Raw genomic sequence first — 17,260 nt, forward strand, 5'->3', positions numbered from 1 at the left:
GTACGGCCGTTTGCGTATGATGAAGCCGTTGATGCACGTTGCTGCATCGGCTGTGGCGTTCGTGCCTGTGATGGCGGACTGCCAGGCCCAGATGATCGCCAGATTGCCCGATCCCGCGGCCGCCCCTCAGCAGGGGGCGGTTCAGTCGGATCTGGTCGAGGCGTGGCGCAGCGCGCGGGATTATGATCCGCAATACCGGTCAGCGGTGGCGCAGCGGCAGGTCAATATCGCGACGGCGAATCAGGCGCTGACGCAATATCTGCCGTCGGCCAGTTATCAGATGACGAGCGTCGCTACAGAGAATACGACCCGCCAGATCGTGACGCTGACGCAGCCGCTGTTCAGCGTCGACCGTTACGCAACAGTCCGCGAGATCGCCCCGCGCAAACGTTTCGCTAATGCGACGCTGGCGGTGGCCGACCAGAGCCTGGCAAGTCGGCTGCTCACCGAAATCACGACCTATATCGCGGCGGTCGAAAATGCGCGCGCCAACGATGCGAAGATCGATGCGCTTCAGAAGCAGGCCGATCGGTCGCAGAAGATGTATCAGAGCGGGCTGGGCACGATTACCGATGCTCGCGATATTCAGGTGCAATATGAAGCGGCGCAGGCCAACGGCATTCTGTTGGCCTCCGCGGCACGGGCTTCGGCCTCGCGCATTGCCGCAATAACGGGCAAGAAGGTCGGCCCGCAGGATTTCCGTTTCCCGGAGAAGCTCGGCACGATTCACCTCGATTCGCTGTCCGCTTATGTCGAGCGGCAGCTTCGTGACAATCCGGCGATTATTGTCGCCTTGCAGAATGAAAGGGTCGGGCGCTTCGAGGCTTTGAAAGCAAAGGGATCGCTGCTTCCAACGATTGGCTTGTCGGCTACCTATACAAATGCGAGCAATACCGGATCGTCGAAATATGCCGGTTTTTCGATTTCCGCTCCGATCGCACCCGGCGGTTTCTTCCAGGTCCGTGCCGCAAATGCGACCGCTCGGAGCGCCGTAGAGCAGCGGCGCCAAGCGGTTCAGCAAGCGCGCGTCGATCTCGAACGCCTCTATGAACAGGTGAACGGTGGCCAGGAAGCCCTGGTTATCAGCGCCAAAGCAATTGAGAGTGCGCAGTTGAGCGTCGAGGCCAATACGAAAAGCTTCGAGGGCGGCGTACGAACGACCGTCGATGTCGTGAACGCCATCCAGACATTGTACACCGTGCGAAGCACCTATGTCACATCGGCGACGCAAGTTGCTGTCAACCTGCTGACTTTGCTGCTGGTATCGGGTGACGACACGGCAGATGCGATGGACGTGACGCAAAAATTCCTGTTCGGCAAATAAGGGCGGGCGCACATGTCGGCGCGCCTGAACTCGATCATAGCCAGTGCGCAGGCGGCGCGCGATGCCGGGCAGTGGCGGCAGGCGATCGGGCTATACGGGACGGCAGTGGCGCTTGATCCTGTGTCAGGACATCTGCGTCATAATCTCGCTTTATGCCATTTCGCTGCCGGTGCTCTCGACGACGCGCTCAAATATGCGCGCGATGCAGTTCGGATCCAGCCGGATCTGTGGCAGAGCATGATGATCGAAGCCAAGGTGCACCGGACCCGAGGCGCCGTGACCGATGCGGAATCGGCGTTGCTCAGACTGCTTCGGTTCGATCCCGAAAATGCTGCAGCTCTTGTCGCGCTAGCGGATCTCGAGATCAATGAATTTGGCGATCCGGCGTCAGCGGTGGCGCGGGTTCGCCCCTTATTGTCGAGACCAGAAACGACGGTCGATGCGCAACTGACCACCTTGATGGCCGACCTCTATCTCGGTGAAGAAAGCGCTGAGGCTCTCTCCCGGCGGCTTGTCACCTTCTCGCGCCAGCATCTGCGGTTGCCGAGTCAACGATCGGTGGTTCGCACCGCGCCGCTGCGACCGAGAGTGGCCCTGATCTCGCCCTTATTCTCCTTGTCCCCAGTCTATTTCATGACCTTCAATGCGTTCGAGGCGCTGGCTGAGCGGTGCGACCTCATCTGCTTCAATCGTGGGACACGACTGGATGCAGGGACGCGCGCTTTCGCGGATATCGCCACCGAATGGCGTGATGTCCCGCACCATGATGCGGTATCGCTGGCGAGCGCCATTCGCGATACCGAGGCCGACATTCTGTTCGATCTGGGTGGGTGGACCGATGCGGTGGCGCTTGCCGCGTTGTCATCGCGCCCGGCAGCCCGCATGTACACGTGGGTTGGTGGCCAGTCAGCGACCACCGGGCTGGAGATGTTCGACGGGTGGATCGGCGACGCCTGGCAATCGCCAGCCGCCTTCGCCCACCTCTATGCCGAGCCGGTCGTCAACATCGCAGGTGGTTATTGCGATTATCGGATGCCGGCCGAACTGAAGGCCATCAGTGCGCCCCGGCGACGTGAAGCCATCGGTCTCGTTGGCAATCCCTGCAAGATCGGCGATCGCCTTGTCGCGGCGTGGCCGGCAGAGATCGCTAGCGTCACGTTGATCGATCGCCGATATGTTCATCAGCGAACTCGCGATCGGGTGACCGCTCTGCTCGAAAGCGCCGGCGTGCGTACCGATGATATCATCGTACCGCAGGGGCACTCCGAATATCTCAAGGCATTGGCCGGCATGAAAGCCGTGATCAACACAGCGCCCTATAGCGGGGGGCTTACGACGATCGAGGCGATGGCACTGGGCGTGGAGATCATCACTCAGCCCGGTGAAGGCAAGCTGTTTTGCGAGCGCCACCATCTGTCACATCGCGTTACTGCGGGGCGCAATCCCGCACTGGCCGGCGCGATAATGAATCTTGTCATGAATTAGCTGGTGTTCGGCCGGCGTTTGCGCCGAATATCGAATCAGAGTCACGCGCGTATCGGGGGCAATATGAGCAGAAAACCAACGGGGTCCAAGGGCAAGGCGGGAGCGGGAGACAAACCCGCGGTCGAGCAATCGCCCCCGGCCAAGGTTGTTCGCGCCACGCGGGTCAGGTCCGCCAAGGACGCGGTGGACGAACGCCCCGTGACCAAGCCGGCCGTAAAGATCAACGGCACCGCGTCCCGAGAGGCGCTGGCCGGCACCGTTGCTCCTGCGGCGGCGGGAAGCGCGGCGGTCGCAATCAGCAAGCGGCCAGTGAAAACCAAAGCGTCGCTGATACCGCCCGAAAATGACGACAGTGCCTTCGCATCCGAGGTGGCGGCGCAGGCTGCTGTTCCGCCGCATAGCCCGGTGCGGATCTTCCAGATCTTTTACGAGCCGTGGCATCGCGACCTGCTGGATCCCGCGTTCGAGCCGTTCGATAATTGTGGCGTCACCGCCGAACTGATGGAGTTCGATGTTTTCGAACGCATCTCACGATCCACAGCCATTAAGGGGGCGGACTATTGGGGGGCGCTTTCGTGGCGCTTTACCGAAAAGACCGGCCTCACGGGTGCAGACCTTATCAAGATCATGGAGGCGCATCCGGATGTCGACGTCTTCTATTGCAACCCGCACGTCAACAACGAGGCGCTTTTTCACAACATGTGGGTACAGGGCGAAACCTGCCACGTGAACTTTCTCGAAATATCGAAGGCACTCTTCACAGCGACAGGCCTGCCGACCACAGAGTTCGATCTCATTTTGCCATCGGCGAGCTTTTCGTCCGCCAATTACTTTATCGCGCGACCGGCGTTCTGGGAGGCTTATCTGCCGTTCATCCGCAAGGTCATCACCCTGGCCGAACAGAAATTGGCGCCGAATGTCCGGCAGTTCCTGCATTCGCAGGCGGCGGATGATCGAGGACTGCATGGCGGATCGACCTATCTGCCGTTCATTGTCGAGCGCCTGTTCCCTTTGTTCATGCGGACCATCGGCGCCAAGCTGAAGGGGCACCGGATCGTGCTGCCAACCAAGGAACAGGAGCTCAATATTCACCTGCGTTTGCTGCGGGATATGAAGGACGTAGCGATCCGTACCAAATCGCCTTGGTTGGCGGCCTGTTGGGTTAATTATCGGTCGCTATATTTCAGTCAGCATCATGGACGTGAATGGTGCCAGAAATATCTGCGCGCGATTACGCCGACGCAGATCAAGTTTCCCTGAACAGGATATGCTGGAGATCATGTTCAAGGCCTATTCCGCGCTGCCCGATCAGATCGGCAGCGCGGATGCGCCGTTGGTGGTCATGCCGTTCATCGTACCCGAACTCGCCAAAAGGTCGGCGGTTCAACTGGCGCGGCGTTCCGGAATGAAAGGGCTGCTATACGCAGTCTATGACGATCGCAGGCTCGGCTTCGTCGCGATGATGAATGCGGTGTTCCGCCGTTCGTTGGCGCCGACGGTCGCCTATGTCGCGCAAGATAGTTTTGCCGGCCGAAACTGGCTGGCCATCGGATCCGCGGCCCTCGCGCAAAAGGATGGCGGATTGCTGGCCTTCAACGATGGCAAATGGAACGGAGCGCTGGCCGCGTTCGGGCTTGCATCCCGGGCGTGGGCGCTGAAGAATTACGACGGCGATTTCTTCTTGCCCGAATATAAGAGGCATTATGCCGATGCCGAACTGACGATCATCGCCATGCAGCAGCAACTGTTACGTTATGATCCGGCGGCGGTCATGGTAGAGGTCGATTGGGATAAAGAGGGGCAATCGACGGAGGCAGCCGATCGAACGCTTTATCATTTGCGCGCGCGTTCGCGCTACGATGGAAAGGTCAGCAATCCAGGGCTGTTGCGCCTGTTCAGTTGATGGCGATCGACATCAGGTGACTTCCCGGTCGAGCATCGATTCCAGCTTTTCCCAAGCTTCTCGGCAAAACCCGGCCTCGGCCAGCTTGCCGACCGGCGACTTCGCTGCTTTCAGATCGAGTTGATGCGCAGGGCCAATTTTCGGTTCGTTTTGATGGGGCAGGAGCCCGAGCCGTACCAGTGCGATCATGGCCTGACGGGATGTTCGCCCCGCGTCCAATATGTCGCCTGTCACCCATATGTTGGCCAGCAGATCCTGCGCATGGACCATGGCCCGAAGTCCATTTACCGCATTGCGCAACTGTTTGCTCGCCATTTCCATATTATCGGTGGCCGCAGCCAGCAGTCCGCTGAAAAAACAGCCGTTGATGACGTTGAGGCCCGACACGGGCGAGATCTTCAAATTGTTTGTCTGGCTGCCGGCAATTGCATAACAATCGCGCGCGATGGTAGCATCGCCATTTATCAGCGCGCCATGGCCCGCCACCGTTGCCAGCGACACCATCCAGCGGACGAGAGACCATGATGGAGGCTTCGTCTTCAGTTCGGTTCGGCAGGCCTTCAGCAGCGAACGTGATTGGCCGACCAGCCAGCGGATGAAGCTGTGGTCGTCATTGCCGATCTGCTTTGGATCCTTCCAGATCAGCCGGTGAAACATGATGGTGAGGCAGGCGGCCCGCAATTCGATCGACTCGCTGCGATGATAATAGCTTTTCGCGCCGATCATCAGCACGTCCGGTGACGCAAATTTGGTAAAGTTATTCTGGATACGGTGCAGAAAATCCTGTTCGGTATCAATCCTCGTCGCGTCGAACAGGTCACCCACGCTTTGCTGTGGGAGCAGTTCCAACGATTGGCCGCTGGCTTCTTCGACAATAGTGAGCGCGAAGCCGGTATTTCGACGAAGGGAGGTGACAGGAATGCGCGCGGGGCCGAAATGCCGGTCCGGTCGAGAGAGGGGCGACGGAAATTTAAGGCCCATGACCTTGGTAGTGCCGCAGAACAATGCCAGCGATTGGCCGGCGAAGCGCTCCTCGAGGGCAGTCGCTTCCGCCATGAACTCAAAAAAGCCGTCGCCATCGCTGCTGGCGGTTACGGAAATGCATTGAGAAAGCGCCGGCAGGATATCCTCGGCCATGTGAACCGCGTCCATGGAAACCCTCCGGCGGAGCGCCGGTTGGCGCTCCGCAATTGACACTTATATTCTGGCCAGGCGGCAGTTCATTCGGCCGCCGTTCCAGCTTCACTCAGCGGGTAGGCCCAATACCCGCAATTCGCCGCCCGGATTGCCGCTTGAGCCGAAGTCACACCGCAGGTCGATGAACAGCAGGCGATCCGGCCCAAAGCTGTGGGCGATCGCCCCCGTCAAAGATCGAGTCTTGTCCGGCGATTCAATATGGGAGCCTTCCACGACGAGCAGTTCGCCGGCGCTCGCACCCCAGATTGCGACAATTGGCTCCGCCAGCGCGGAAAGCAATTCGGTGCGTCGGACAGCAAAATCTTCCGCGTCGCTGAACGTGCTTGTTATTGGCTGGACCGGCTTCTGAGTCATCAGAGAAAACAGGTTCGTGGCCGCGACATCTGGCTCATCCAGTCCACCAAGGGTGGTCGCCGTGCGAGGCCGCCGCAACGATCGATCGTAGATACCGCTTTGGCGGAGGAATTTCAGGAAGTCATATTCGGGTTGATCCAGCCAGCCTTGCGACCGCATCCATTCGATCGATGCGATGGGGCGATCGGCGGCGCTTGACGGTCCCATTCCGCCACCAGACCCGGCGACCAAGCTGTCTGCTTGCAGGAGCGCGAAATCGCTGCCCTCAATCTTAACGATCAGTTTGCCCAGATCTTCTTCTTTTGCGGGCGTGATACCAAAATTGAAGCCGATGAATCCATCACCGAGACCGGCCTTGGCCAGGTCTTCCCGGAACTGGTCGATCGATCCGGCGCCGACGCAGGTATTATCGACAAATGCCAATACCGTCTTTCCGCGGACCTGATTTTCCGGCGAATATATCCATCCGCCGATCCGATCCGAAGATGTATAGTCAATCGCTCCGCGTATCATATTCTCGTGCCCACCCTATCTACAGTCATTCGATTCCTATCGGCGTCTGGCACCACGGCCCTTACTCCGCTTCGGCACAATCACATCTGCCTCGTTCTGACCATCCTCTGCCAGGATCAGTTTTGCTGCCGGCAATTCCTCTTCGACGAATCCATCGATGTTAACACTCTGCCCGCGATCGCTGCTTTGCACAATATGCTCGGGCGCTTCCACGGCATCGCTAGGTATAATATCTGATTCTGAGGCCTCAAGCTCCGGTTCGTCCAGCTCGACAAAGGGCTTGTCTGCTTGAGGAAGCCCCTCGAAAACCTCCAGATATTTCTGGGCCATCTCGGTCGAGTCAGGAACCTTCGGCAATCCGGAGCGCAGCTTGGCGTTCATTTGTTGCGTCGCCGCAATCTCGATGACGCGAACCAGGTCGACATGGTCGCGCAGGCTGAAGTGGAGGCCGGTCACGCCATCGACCACCTTTTCCGCCATCCCGCCGATGCCGGTGCAGATGATCGGACGGCCGACGGCATAGGCTTCCTGGATCACTACGGGCGAGTTTTCCCACCAACTGCTGGGGATGATGATATAATCGCAATCCGACATCAACCGCGATACTGCGCTATTATCATACGCCCCGGCATAAGTGAGAAAGCTGTGCTTGGCGACACTGGCTTCAAACCGGTCGATGAATTCCTGACTCTGCCCGACCATATTACCGTGGATTCGGATCTTCAACGTCTCCGGCAGGTCCTCATATTCGGCGATGAGATCGGCGGCATCCAAAATGGTCGACAATCCCTTGAACGGGTTGATCTGGCCGAAATAGCCAAAGACCCATTGTTCGTCGCCGGCCCGTTTTCGCCTGGGCGGGGCGGTGGGGGGAACATGCGCCAGTCCGTTTTCCACGACCCGCATTCGTTCGACGGGCGCACCCCACTCGACGAACCGCTGTGCCAAGAATCTGCTGGGCGACACGAAGCCGTCCAGAGCCGCAAAACAGGTGAGAAAATGTCGCCGCCGCATGGCGAATTGCTGGCCGCTATTCTCGGGAAAGCAACTGGCGCAGCTTGCGGTTGATGATTTCTCACACAGATTCTGGGCGGGCCGCGTGATCATCTGTCCATGGTGGTGGCAGATGGCGACAAATTCGTGAATCGTCAGCACTGTGTGAATGTCGGGCATCTCGGCTACCGCTCGAAGACTGTTGGTTCCGAAATTCATAAAGTGGTGGAAATTGACCGTCTTGACACTATTTCGTTCGATAATGTCGACGAGCTGGTCAGTGACCGTCGACGATCCGATGTGGTAGAAATAATCATAATCCGCTGAATCGACGGAGATCGCATATTCCCTGCGGGATCCAAGCTCGACGCGCTTCGCCTGGTTTTCGGGCACAGCGGCGATGAAGATGGCATCATGCCCCAGCGCAAGCAGCCCCTGATAGACTGCATAAGCCGAAATCTCGGCACCACCCTTCGAAATTGAAGGGTGGGCATGACTGACGATGGCAATGCAGTTTCGCTGACGAATGCCGTGCGTATCCGGGAGGAGAAAATCGTCCATGTTCATGCCACCATCGCGATATTGTTGATCGCCCGTTCGAGTGGAGAACTTGTCAGCGGGCGCAAGAAATGCGCTCCGTCCTCAATGATCCTCGCGGCATCGCCCTCAAGCATTTGCGCGGCCTCTTCCGCCAGTCCCCCCAGGAACGACGGCGCGATTCGCAGCCAGTCCACTAGGCTCTCGCGATTCCAGCCGAAGCATTCCAGCGATCGTCGGCCATTTAATCCTGGGCTCGCAGCATCGGCGATCGTCATCAGCGTCAGTCCGTCTTCGAACGCTCGCGCCGTTGCCCAGCCTTCGTCAGTGGGGATAAGCCCCGCTGCAAAATACATGAATCGCTCTGCGCCAAGTTCGCTCAATATGGTGGGGAGGGCGTAGTTGTACGCCGCGGTGTCCTCGGCGAAGAAGAGGCTGCAGGGAAGGCCGGTTCTGGCGGCGAGCTGATGAAACTGGCTGACCACTGCCGTGCGCGCCACGCCTCGGCCGGCGACAAAAACGAGGCCGGGTCCGTTTCTGCGGCCTTCGACGCGACGGCCGATCTGGTCGAACAGAAGCATGGCATCGCTGCGCTCCTCGGGAACCCCCAAGACGATGGCGCGGCTGCAAGGCGCCGCTTTGAACGATCGGCATATGGCCGCCTGCGAACGCGCATCCTGTCGTACGGCGGCCGCAAAGTCGCGGAAGAAGGACTCCGATTTCAACGACGGATAGAGTGTAAGGATGTGATCGATCGACGTCGCATGACCCAGGCGTCGGACGACCTTCATGTCGACGGTGTGATTGGTGGCTGATCCATCGGCAAGCAGCACTTTGAGCACCGGGCCTTCCAGGTCTCGCGGGGGGATGACGCCGCGAAAGACAGCCACGAAGCCGGCACGTTCGGTAAGCTGATAGCAGCCCGGCGCGATTCCACTCAGATCGGGGCGCGATCGAAAGGCCAGTGAATTTTCGTCACAACGCAAAATCGTCGAGCCGAAACGCATTCCGAATGTGTCGATCTGCTTCAGCGGGCTAAGCACCCAGCCGATTACGATGCAGCCGAATGAGGGCAGAACGAGAACTTCTTCAAGTGAAGCCCGGACTTGCGCTCCGGCGCCCCCGTCGGTCGGCTGCCAGCTCTCGGGATGATCGAGGAGATAGCGGAGCGTCGCGCTGTGGCCGGTGTGGGAGGCCGCCCAGTGATGCGCGAAATATTCGACAAAGCTTTTCTTGGTGACGATGTTGAGCGGCCGCAGGCTTTCGAGATAAGATTTTCCATCTGCGAGATAGATGAACAACTCGGACGTCGCGGTCGGGCGCCAGTCCGATTGCAGGACGCCGATGATGCCATAAGCATCACTGCCCAGGTCTTTGCGTTCGAACATCGTCAGCGCGATCGCGCCTGATATTTTTTGCCGGTCGACAATGACGACTGGCTGATCTGCGGCGACCGAACGCTTCATCCAGCCTCCGATCCAAACCAGTCCGGCATCGTCGATCGCCAGCGATTCGATGAACCCCAGCGAGTTTTCGGGAAGCGGACGGAGGGGTTGGCGGAGAAGGTGGCTGGTCTGAGTGCGCAGATCGGACAGCCGCGCGATCATGTCGAAACCACGATAGCCTTCGGTGCGCAGGCCGCGCAGGCCTGACGTCAGGATGTCGACGTCGGGTGGCGGGGTCACTGATTGCAAGAGATAGGGTGTTTCGGCAATACGAATCCGCAACGCTCCCCGAACGCCGCCTTCGGCCATATCGCAGATGATGTCGCCAATGTTGTCGTCGAATGTGAAGCCTGCAAACACCTGGGTGTTGAGTGCTTCGGCAATATCCTGCCTGACATGATCAGTTTGCACGGCCGCAACGATCGCGTCGCCAATGAGCAGTTCGACTGTCAGGATCCTGCCTGGATCGGTGAGGTCTATTGCCCAGCCTTCGATCCCCGTGACCGGATCGAAGCGGTCGATCTGCCCCCGCATGGATTCGTCCGCCTCGTCGAACAGCGATGCCGATATCAGTCTTGGCCTCACGCTCGCTCTATGTCCTGTCATCGCCGGGCCTGTCGCCATATGTACAATCCAGTAGCCAAATGCCTGTTATCGAAAGCCGCCATCAAAAGGTTGTGGAGCCGAGCCGCGAACGCTTTTTCTTCTGCTCGCCCTCATCGACCGCGATCTTTTTTCGAACGCGGCGAGGAATAGCGGGCTCATCTTCCGAGAAAATGTCCGGTGCATTTGTTTCCGGAAGGGGGTTGTCGATTGGTGCAAGCGGCGGCCGCACGCGCGGCGCGGCGGCCGAAATCACGTCGCCCGGCTCGGTACCGGATCGTAATTCAGCAGCAACGTCATCGTTCTGCGTGCGCACGGTCGCCAGATAGCCTTCGGTCATCGCGCCGATCGCCAGATTATCGCCAGCGGTCGCTGACAATGGCTTGTACGGCGCCGACAGGGCGGTGTTGATCGCGACCGAAAATGACAGGGCATCTCCAAGCTCGTAGAGGTGGCAATTGCCACCGGCTTCGCCGTGTCTTTCCTTGAACGCCCCCACCGATGGGGCGATGACCTTGCAGCCGGCAATCAGCGCTTCGCTGAATACCATCGAAAAGGTTTCGGGCCATAAAGAGGGGAAGATCACGCAGTCATACAATGCCATGATCTCGACGACCCGGCGATTGTCGTAGCTGCCGCGCAATACAACCCGGTCCTTGCCGAAATTCTCTCCGATCTGCAGCATCGCCTGTTCGACCTGCTGCTGGAAATCGGGTGGATTCATGTCGAGGCCGCTGCCCCAGATATGGATCGTCAGCTGCTTGTGATTGGATAGCATCGCCGGGATCTGCTTGAGCAGAAACTCGATACCCTTGTCCCGTAGCACCTGGCCAAAAAAGGCGATGGTATCGCCGCGCGGCCTGCGGTCATCGCCATTATACGAGTGGCTGACCTGATCGAAGCTGCCATTGGGGACGACGGTCAGGCGGTCGCCGAACGCGAAGTGGCCGGCCAATATCTCCCCTTGGAACAGCGAGGGGGTGACTACCACGTCGCAGGCGTCGAACAGGCTCTGGAACAGTTTGTACCGGACCGAGAAGTCCTTCGGCTCGGCATTGGGGAAGCAGCCGATACAATCGAATGGCGTATAGCTCGTGCAAAGCTGGTTGTTGGTCCGAACCAGATGACCGTCGCGCTTGCAGATGGGCAGAAACTCGTGCGCCGTGAAGACGAAACGCGCTTCGGGGAGCGCCTTGCGCAGCGCTACCAGGAAATCGATACCCACGAGCACGAAATGATGGACGAAAATTACGTTCGGCTTGATGCCGCGCGCGAACCGCACATAGGCTTCGAGCAACCAGCGGCTGCATGATACGTAGCGATCATAGTCGAAGCCCGCGACATTCACGATATATTCGTTGTCGCGTTGCGGCATCTTGACGATCGGCGTGGCATCCGAACGCAACCGCGCGGGCAGCTTGTCGTGAAAGGCAGTAAAGAAGCTTTGATGGCCGGCGCGCTGGAGCCCGAGATGAAGGTTGTAGGCGACCTGCTGGGCCCCGCCAGGCACAATATCCGGATGCAGGAATGAGAGGATCAGCGCCCGCATCACTTCGCTCCGGCGTTGAAGATGGCCGAATTGACCTGCTTGATCGCGTGCAGCAGCGAATCTTCCCCCGCGCCATAGGATTCGAGGTGGATCAGCTTCCGGCTATTATACACTTTCACCCTCATGCCGGCTCTCGTTGCCATGCGGCAGAATTCGACATCCTCGAAATGGGCGAGCACGAAATGTTCGGGCAGGCCGCCCAACTCGTCCCAAACGTCGCGCCGTACGGCGATCAGCGCGCCGCTGACGGCCTCTGCGTCGGTGATCTCCCCTTCCTCGATCAGGTCGACCGGCGAGTGGCGGCCGATATGCGAGGTCCGCAGCACCCGGAGCGCCTTCGTCTTGAACACGATCGTTTGATCCAGCAATTCGATGCCGTTGTGCATCACTTCGTCGGCGTCGGACAGCAGGGTGGCGCCATAAACGTTGCCATCGTCGGCCGCCTGCGCGATCCGGGCATAGACGCCGGCATCGCTGCAGCAGATATCGGGATTTACGAGCAGGACGCGGGGACTGGTGCTTTCTTCGACGCCGACATTGTTGGCGGCAGAAAATCCGACATTTTCCTCGAACAGAACGAAGCGGTGATTGATCTGGAACATCCGGAAGAGCCCTTCCAGATAATCGATCTGCTGTTGGAATACCGCCGCTTGCTGAAAGCAGAGCACGACCTCCGCACCGGGCGGCAGTTCGAGGATCTTGGCGATGAGCGCGTAGATGCTTGCGATGAACGGGCGGCGATAGAAGACGGTGATCACCGAGAATGTTGCGGGCCGATAGGTTTTGCCGAAGCTGATATAGGCCTTTTTCTGAACGGCCAGATACTCGCCCCAACTCGACTGCAGCAGCTCGGTCAAAGCGCGCGAACGATCGAAGAGCAGCCGCTGCTCGATCGGCCGGCCGGCACGCTGTATATCGTACATGATGCCGGCGAAGAAATCCTGGAAGCTGTCGCGAACCGGCGTGCCGCGCAGGACGAGAATTTCGTCGCGCACCGTGACCAGCATCACCTCCACTTCGCCCCCGGCGGATAATGAAGGGTCTTTCAGCAGGATTGTCAGGCCCAGAGCCGTCGGCCCTGCTGCCTCTTCGGCGTCGCGGCGGGCATAGAATAATGTGCTGACGCGGGTCAGGCCCGATGCCTCGCCTTTTGTCCGAACGATGATCCGAATGAATTCAGTCGCATCGACCGCCCATAGTCGCACAACCAGATGCGAACCGAACTGACGCATGCTGTCGATGGAAAATGGCTTAGAAAAAACGCGTTTGGTGACACGGTTTCCGCCTTCGGCCGCGGGAGTCAGGCTGGCTTCGGTATCGGCGGCGGCAGCCGCATCATCGGTACTGGCATCTGCAGCCTTCATGGCCGCAAGATCCGCAGCAGCGGCATCAATCGTCGTGCCTCGCGCTGCCTTGGTCATGCCTTCAGTCTCCCGCCTTCACCACCGACTAACAAGTCACCTGACCGATGGGAAGCGCAGCCATGGCAGGCGATGCCGAATTTGGCGTTAACGGTAGGCTTTTGACAGAAAGCGGAAATGGTGGATCCGGGGAATTTTCCGGCGTGCGAAAGCAAATATACTAACATCGTCATCCCGAACTGTCGGCGGCATTCGCCGGTCAACGCATGCAGCTTCGGGATCATCTGTGGGTTTGCCGCCGCGGTTGCCGGACCTGTTCGGCATCAGCCGCGAGCCCACCGCAAGAGCCTGCCCCCATCTCAAAGCGCTCGCATGGCTGAAGCGTTAACATAGTGCGGCGCAAAAGGACAATGGCCTTTTCCTGCCAGCAAATGCTTTGCAAACAATCCTATTTATATTGCGGCGGTGCAGCAACGTGACGATCAAATCGATTTGTGGGCGTTATCTGGCGCGGGGCGAGGCGATCGATATACGCGCCCAAATATTTTTTGCTTTCCGCATCGCCAAAGCGCGGCTATTCGGCCGGCATCCCCACGTCGGGGGCGGTTAGCTCAGTTGGTAGAGCATCTCGTTTACACCGAGAGGGTCGGCGGTTCGAGCCCGTCACCGCCCACCATGGTCAGGATGGCACCTCGCAGCCGCCGGAGACATAAGCGATCATGGCCGCTGGCATTCGCGCCGATCAATTATTGATGGATCGCGGGCTGGTCGAAAGCCGGGCGCGGGGCCAGGCGCTGATTCTTGCGGGCCTGGTCTTCGTGGGAGAGCGAAAGATCGAAAAGGCCGGCCAGTCACTGCCCGCCGATGCCATGATCGAGGTGCGTGGGCGCGACCATCCCTGGGTATCGCGCGGCGGCCTGAAGCTCGCCCACGCACTCGATCATTTCGCTTGGGGGGTAACCGATACGGTTGCGATGGATGTCGGCTCGTCGACCGGCGGTTTTACCGACGTGCTGCTGGCCGGTGGTGCGAAGCGCGTCTATGCGATCGACTCCGGCACCAACCAGCTCGCCTGGAAATTGCGCCAGGATCCACGGGTGATCGTGCATGAGCGGACCAATGCCCGCTATCTTACCGAAAACGAGGTCCGCGAACCGATAGACGTCATCGTGTGCGATGCCAGTTTCATCTCTTTGGCCAAGGTGCTCGAGAAGCCGCTCAGCTTCGCTGCGCCCGCGGCGCGACTGGTGGCCTTGATCAAGCCGCAATTTGAGGCGGGTCGCGAGGAGGTGGGCAAGGGGGGGGTCATCCGGGATCCGGTGGTTCACGCTCGTGTCTGCGATGCGGCTGTCGCGTGGATCGCGGGACTGGGGTGGCAAGTCGAGGGTGTCGTGCCCAGTCCGATCACGGGGCCCGAAGGCAATGTCGAGTTTCTGCTGGCGGCGCGAAAATAAGGTGAACCTGCCGATGAGGCGCGCGGCGACGCTAATCCAAACTCGACTCCTTAGCGTCGCTGTCGCATGGAACGCGAACATATGAGGAATTCGTAATGGGCGGAATAGCTTCGGCCGCGCAACTGCGCGTATCTTACCTGCGGTGGGCGCTGGTGACGGTGCCGGGGATCGTCCTGTTGGGCACGTTGTCCGGAGTCGTCGCCAATTCGGGCAATGGCAATTCATGGTTTGCCGCGTTGGCCAAGCCGGGCTTCATGCCGCCTGGATGGGCATTCGGCGTTGCGTGGACGATCCTATACATTCTGATGGGGCTGGCTCTTGCCGTCATTCTCAATGCGCGCGGGGCGCGGGGGCGCGTTGCCGCAATCACAGCCTTCCTGCTCCAGTTGCTGCTGAACCTGTGCTGGTCGCCCTTGTTCTTCGCCCTGCATCGGGTGATGCCGGCATTCGGGCTGATTCTCGCGATTTTCGTGCTGGCGGTGATAACGGCGGTTCTGTTTTTCCGGATACGCAGGATGGCGGGCATATTACTGCTACCCTATCTGGGTTGGCTGGTCTTCGCGGCGCTGCTCAACTGGCAGATCCACGCCCTCAACCCCGATGCCGGGGTTGTGCCGCAGGGCGGCGATACCCAAATCTCCCTTTAAGAACTTAGTCAGAGGATCTGATCATGCAATCCGAGAACCGAATTTTCGACGATCTCGTCAAGATGATGAACGGCGCCGCCGGCACTTTGGCCGGGATGGGTCGGGAGGCCGAGGCGTCGGTTAAAGAGCGTGCCAAGGATTGGATCGGCGGCCTGGATTTCGTGACCCGTGACGAATTCGATGCCGTTAAGGCCATGGCTGTCGCGGCCCGCGAAGAAGCCGATGCGCTGAAAGCGCGAATCGAGGCCCTGGAGGCCGGTATCGCGAAGAAAGCGTGAAATTCAGCCGCTGCTTTTTGCGTACTATCCACAGCTTTCATCGGCCAGTTCCCTGCTTACCGCTTGAAACCGGGCTGATTTCGCGTCACGGGTCGGATAGAGGGCAGCGGAGTAGCCCATATGAACGTGGATGATTACGAATCCGTGCGCGATGCCAGTGCCCCCATCGACATGCTCGAGCAATATTTCACGGCGCATGGTTGGGAATGCGAACGCGCGGGTGATGAGGAAATCGTCGCGCATTTTCAGGGCAGCTGGACGCAATATGAGCTGCGCGCCGTATGGCGGGACGAAGATCGCGTCCTGCAATTCCTGGCCCTGCCGGACATCCGCGTAACCAGCGACAAACGCGTGGCGATTTATGAAACGCTGGGGTTGATCAACGAGCAATTGTGGCTCGGCCATTTCGAAATGTGGGCGAGTTCGGGCATGATCCTGTTCCGCCACGCGGCACTGCTCGACGGTCAGGGCGATGCCGCGCTGACGCTGGAGCAGGCGGAGACATTGGTCGAAGCGGCGATCGACGAATGCGAGCGCTTCTATCCGGTGTTCCAGTTCGTGCTCTGGGCGGACAAGAGCCCGCAGGACGCGATCGCGTCGGCGCTGATCGAAACGCAGGGTGAGGCCTGATCCTCTTTTCATCGAACGGGACGACGACATGACGGGTCTGGCAGTGAACGGTCCGCTGTGGCTGGTCGGCGCGGGCAATATGGGCGGCGCGATGCTGCGCGGCTGGATCGCGGCCGGCATCGATCCGACGAAGATTGTCGTGATCGATCCTTATATCGCCGACGTTCCCGGTGGCGTGACCCTGTTGCGCGAGGTGCCGGCAGGCGATGCGCAGCCCGATACAATGGTGCTGGCGGTCAAGCCGCAACAATTGGGGGTGATCCGCGATCTCTTCGCGGCCAAGACCGGCGCGCCACGATTGCTGCTGTCGATTCTCGCGGGCGTCGAGACCGCGACGCTTTCCGCGGCTTTCAGGGCTGTTGCGACCGTTCGGGTCATGCCCAATCTGCCGGTCTCGATTGGCGAGGGGGTCAGCGCCCTGTTCAGCAAGGATGCGGATGAAGCGACGCGAGGCGATGCCGCGGCGCTGATCGCGCCACTGGGCCTGATCGAGTGGATCACCGATGAAAACCTGTTCGATGCGGTCACGGCGCTGTCGGGCTGTGGACCCGGTTTCCTGTTCCGTTTCATCGATGCGATGGCTGAAGCGGGTACGGCGCTCGGTTTGCCGGCCGATCAGGCGACGCGGCTCGCAATAGCAACAGTCAAGGGCTCGGGCCTGTTGGCCGCTCAATCCTCCGAAAGCCCGGCCGTGCTGGCCGATCGCGTTGCCAGCCCGGGTGGTAGTACGCGCGAAGGGCTCAATGTTCTCGATGCTGACGGCGCATTGAAGGTGCTCTTGCGCGACACGCTGGCGGCTTCGGCGCGGCGTAATGGTGAACTCGCCGCCGCCGCGCGCGGGTAGCGAGGGGGAATTCCTCCCCGAGCAAGCTCGGGGAGGAATCAGGGAGCGCTAGAGCGTCGCGCTGATTTTGTGAATCGATTGATTCCCAAGCGGAGAAGTTTGTGATTCAACCTCGTTGGAGGTGGATCATGGGGATATGTCGA

General features: G+C 59.7%; 15 protein-coding genes and 1 tRNA gene. 10 read left to right on the forward strand and 6 right to left on the reverse strand.

The window, feature by feature from the left end:
- Nucleotides 1-31: 31 nt before the first annotated feature.
- The 4 genes from BLS13_RS16510 (at nucleotide 32) to BLS13_RS16525 (ending at nucleotide 4,712) form a co-directional block, all read left to right on the forward strand.
- Nucleotides 32-1,324: a TolC family protein gene (locus BLS13_RS16510; RefSeq protein ID WP_176943640.1), complete on the forward strand. Its 1,293-nt coding sequence runs from the start codon at nucleotides 32-34 to the stop codon at nucleotides 1,322-1,324.
- A 12-nt stretch (nucleotides 1,325-1,336) separates the two neighbouring features.
- Nucleotides 1,337-2,809 (forward strand): tetratricopeptide repeat protein, encoded by a 1,473-nt coding sequence (locus BLS13_RS16515; RefSeq protein WP_093453769.1) that lies wholly within the window; start codon nucleotides 1,337-1,339, stop codon nucleotides 2,807-2,809.
- 63 nt (nucleotides 2,810-2,872) lie between these two features.
- Nucleotides 2,873-4,069, forward strand: a complete 1,197-nt coding sequence (locus BLS13_RS16520) for a hypothetical protein (RefSeq protein ID WP_143011988.1) — start codon at nucleotides 2,873-2,875, stop codon at nucleotides 4,067-4,069.
- Between the two features lie 7 nt (nucleotides 4,070-4,076).
- Entirely contained in the window at nucleotides 4,077-4,712 is a 636-nt protein-coding gene (locus BLS13_RS16525; protein ID WP_093453772.1) for a hypothetical protein, read from the forward strand.
- A gap of 12 nt (nucleotides 4,713-4,724) precedes the next feature.
- Here the strand turns inward: BLS13_RS16525 and BLS13_RS16530 are convergent, their stop codons facing one another.
- The 6 genes from BLS13_RS16530 to BLS13_RS16555 form a co-directional block, all read right to left on the reverse strand.
- The gene (locus tag BLS13_RS16530; protein WP_143011989.1) at nucleotides 4,725-5,849 is read right to left on the reverse strand and encodes a hypothetical protein; all 1,125 of its coding nucleotides are present in this window, start codon (nucleotides 5,847-5,849) and stop codon (nucleotides 4,725-4,727) included.
- Nucleotides 5,850-5,954: 105 nt separating this feature from the next.
- Complete coding sequence (locus BLS13_RS16535) at nucleotides 5,955-6,686, reverse strand: hypothetical protein (RefSeq protein ID WP_143011990.1); 732 nt, start codon at nucleotides 6,684-6,686, stop codon at nucleotides 5,955-5,957.
- A gap of 126 nt (nucleotides 6,687-6,812) precedes the next feature.
- Nucleotides 6,813-8,330: a glycosyltransferase gene (locus tag BLS13_RS16540; RefSeq protein WP_218123307.1), complete on the reverse strand. Its 1,518-nt coding sequence runs from the start codon at nucleotides 8,328-8,330 to the stop codon at nucleotides 6,813-6,815.
- A gap of 2 nt (nucleotides 8,331-8,332) precedes the next feature.
- Nucleotides 8,333-10,336, reverse strand: a complete 2,004-nt coding sequence (locus tag BLS13_RS16545) for a hypothetical protein (protein ID WP_093453778.1) — start codon at nucleotides 10,334-10,336, stop codon at nucleotides 8,333-8,335.
- Between the two features lie 82 nt (nucleotides 10,337-10,418).
- Nucleotides 10,419-11,903, reverse strand: coding sequence for a glycosyltransferase (locus BLS13_RS16550; protein WP_093453779.1), 1,485 nt, complete (start codon nucleotides 11,901-11,903; stop codon nucleotides 10,419-10,421).
- Entirely contained in the window at nucleotides 11,903-13,324 is a 1,422-nt protein-coding gene (locus BLS13_RS16555; protein WP_093453781.1) for a glycosyltransferase family protein, read from the reverse strand. Before BLS13_RS16555 ends, BLS13_RS16550 begins: the two co-directional genes overlap by 1 nt.
- 540 nt (nucleotides 13,325-13,864) lie before the next feature.
- On the opposite strand from BLS13_RS16555, the gene BLS13_RS16560 reads away from it, so the two are divergent.
- The 6 genes from BLS13_RS16560 (at nucleotide 13,865) to proC (ending at nucleotide 17,117) form a co-directional block, all read left to right on the forward strand.
- A tRNA-Val gene (locus BLS13_RS16560) sits at nucleotides 13,865-13,940 on the forward strand.
- Between the two features lie 43 nt (nucleotides 13,941-13,983).
- Nucleotides 13,984-14,718 (forward strand): TlyA family RNA methyltransferase, encoded by a 735-nt coding sequence (locus BLS13_RS16565; RefSeq protein ID WP_093453782.1) that lies wholly within the window; start codon nucleotides 13,984-13,986, stop codon nucleotides 14,716-14,718.
- A 95-nt stretch (nucleotides 14,719-14,813) separates the two neighbouring features.
- Nucleotides 14,814-15,365: a TspO/MBR family protein gene (locus BLS13_RS16570; RefSeq protein ID WP_093453784.1), complete on the forward strand. Its 552-nt coding sequence runs from the start codon at nucleotides 14,814-14,816 to the stop codon at nucleotides 15,363-15,365.
- Between the two features lie 23 nt (nucleotides 15,366-15,388).
- Complete coding sequence (locus tag BLS13_RS16575) at nucleotides 15,389-15,643, forward strand: accessory factor UbiK family protein (protein ID WP_093453785.1); 255 nt, start codon at nucleotides 15,389-15,391, stop codon at nucleotides 15,641-15,643.
- Between the two features lie 120 nt (nucleotides 15,644-15,763).
- Nucleotides 15,764-16,273 carry a type III secretion system chaperone family protein gene (locus BLS13_RS16580; RefSeq protein ID WP_093453787.1) on the forward strand — a complete coding sequence of 170 codons (510 nt, stop codon included), beginning with the start codon at nucleotides 15,764-15,766 and terminating at the stop codon, nucleotides 16,271-16,273.
- A gap of 28 nt (nucleotides 16,274-16,301) precedes the next feature.
- Entirely contained in the window at nucleotides 16,302-17,117 is an 816-nt protein-coding gene (gene proC / locus BLS13_RS16585) for a pyrroline-5-carboxylate reductase (protein ID WP_093453797.1), read from the forward strand.
- The last annotated feature ends 143 nt before the right edge of the window (nucleotides 17,118-17,260 follow it).

The sequence above is a fragment of the Sphingomonas sp. YR710 genome, assembly GCF_900101455.1.
Classification (GTDB): domain Bacteria; phylum Pseudomonadota; class Alphaproteobacteria; order Sphingomonadales; family Sphingomonadaceae; genus Rhizorhabdus.

Excerpts from the sequence above, each read along its gene's own strand:
- BLS13_RS16520 (WP_143011988.1), top strand. The coding sequence starts at position 2,873 with ATGAGCAGAAAACCAACGGGGTCCAAGGGCAAGGCGGGAGCGGGAGAC.
- BLS13_RS16575 (WP_093453785.1), top strand. The coding sequence starts at position 15,389 with ATGCAATCCGAGAACCGAATTTTCGACGATCTCGTCAAGATGATGAAC.
- BLS13_RS16510 (WP_176943640.1), top strand. The coding sequence starts at position 32 with ATGCACGTTGCTGCATCGGCTGTGGCGTTCGTGCCTGTGATGGCGGAC.
- BLS13_RS16530 (WP_143011989.1), bottom strand. The coding sequence starts at position 5,849 with ATGGCCGAGGATATCCTGCCGGCGCTTTCTCAATGCATTTCCGTAACC.
- BLS13_RS16555 (WP_093453781.1), bottom strand. The coding sequence starts at position 13,324 with ATGACCAAGGCAGCGCGAGGCACGACGATTGATGCCGCTGCTGCGGAT.
- BLS13_RS16570 (WP_093453784.1), top strand. The coding sequence starts at position 14,814 with ATGGGCGGAATAGCTTCGGCCGCGCAACTGCGCGTATCTTACCTGCGG.
- BLS13_RS16540 (WP_218123307.1), bottom strand. The coding sequence starts at position 8,330 with ATGGACGATTTTCTCCTCCCGGATACGCACGGCATTCGTCAGCGAAAC.
- BLS13_RS16565 (WP_093453782.1), top strand. The coding sequence starts at position 13,984 with ATGGCCGCTGGCATTCGCGCCGATCAATTATTGATGGATCGCGGGCTG.
- proC (WP_093453797.1), top strand. The coding sequence starts at position 16,302 with ATGACGGGTCTGGCAGTGAACGGTCCGCTGTGGCTGGTCGGCGCGGGC.
- BLS13_RS16525 (WP_093453772.1), top strand. The coding sequence starts at position 4,077 with ATGCTGGAGATCATGTTCAAGGCCTATTCCGCGCTGCCCGATCAGATC.
- BLS13_RS16580 (WP_093453787.1), top strand. The coding sequence starts at position 15,764 with ATGAACGTGGATGATTACGAATCCGTGCGCGATGCCAGTGCCCCCATC.
- BLS13_RS16550 (WP_093453779.1), bottom strand. The coding sequence starts at position 11,903 with ATGCGGGCGCTGATCCTCTCATTCCTGCATCCGGATATTGTGCCTGGC.
- BLS13_RS16515 (WP_093453769.1), top strand. The coding sequence starts at position 1,337 with ATGTCGGCGCGCCTGAACTCGATCATAGCCAGTGCGCAGGCGGCGCGC.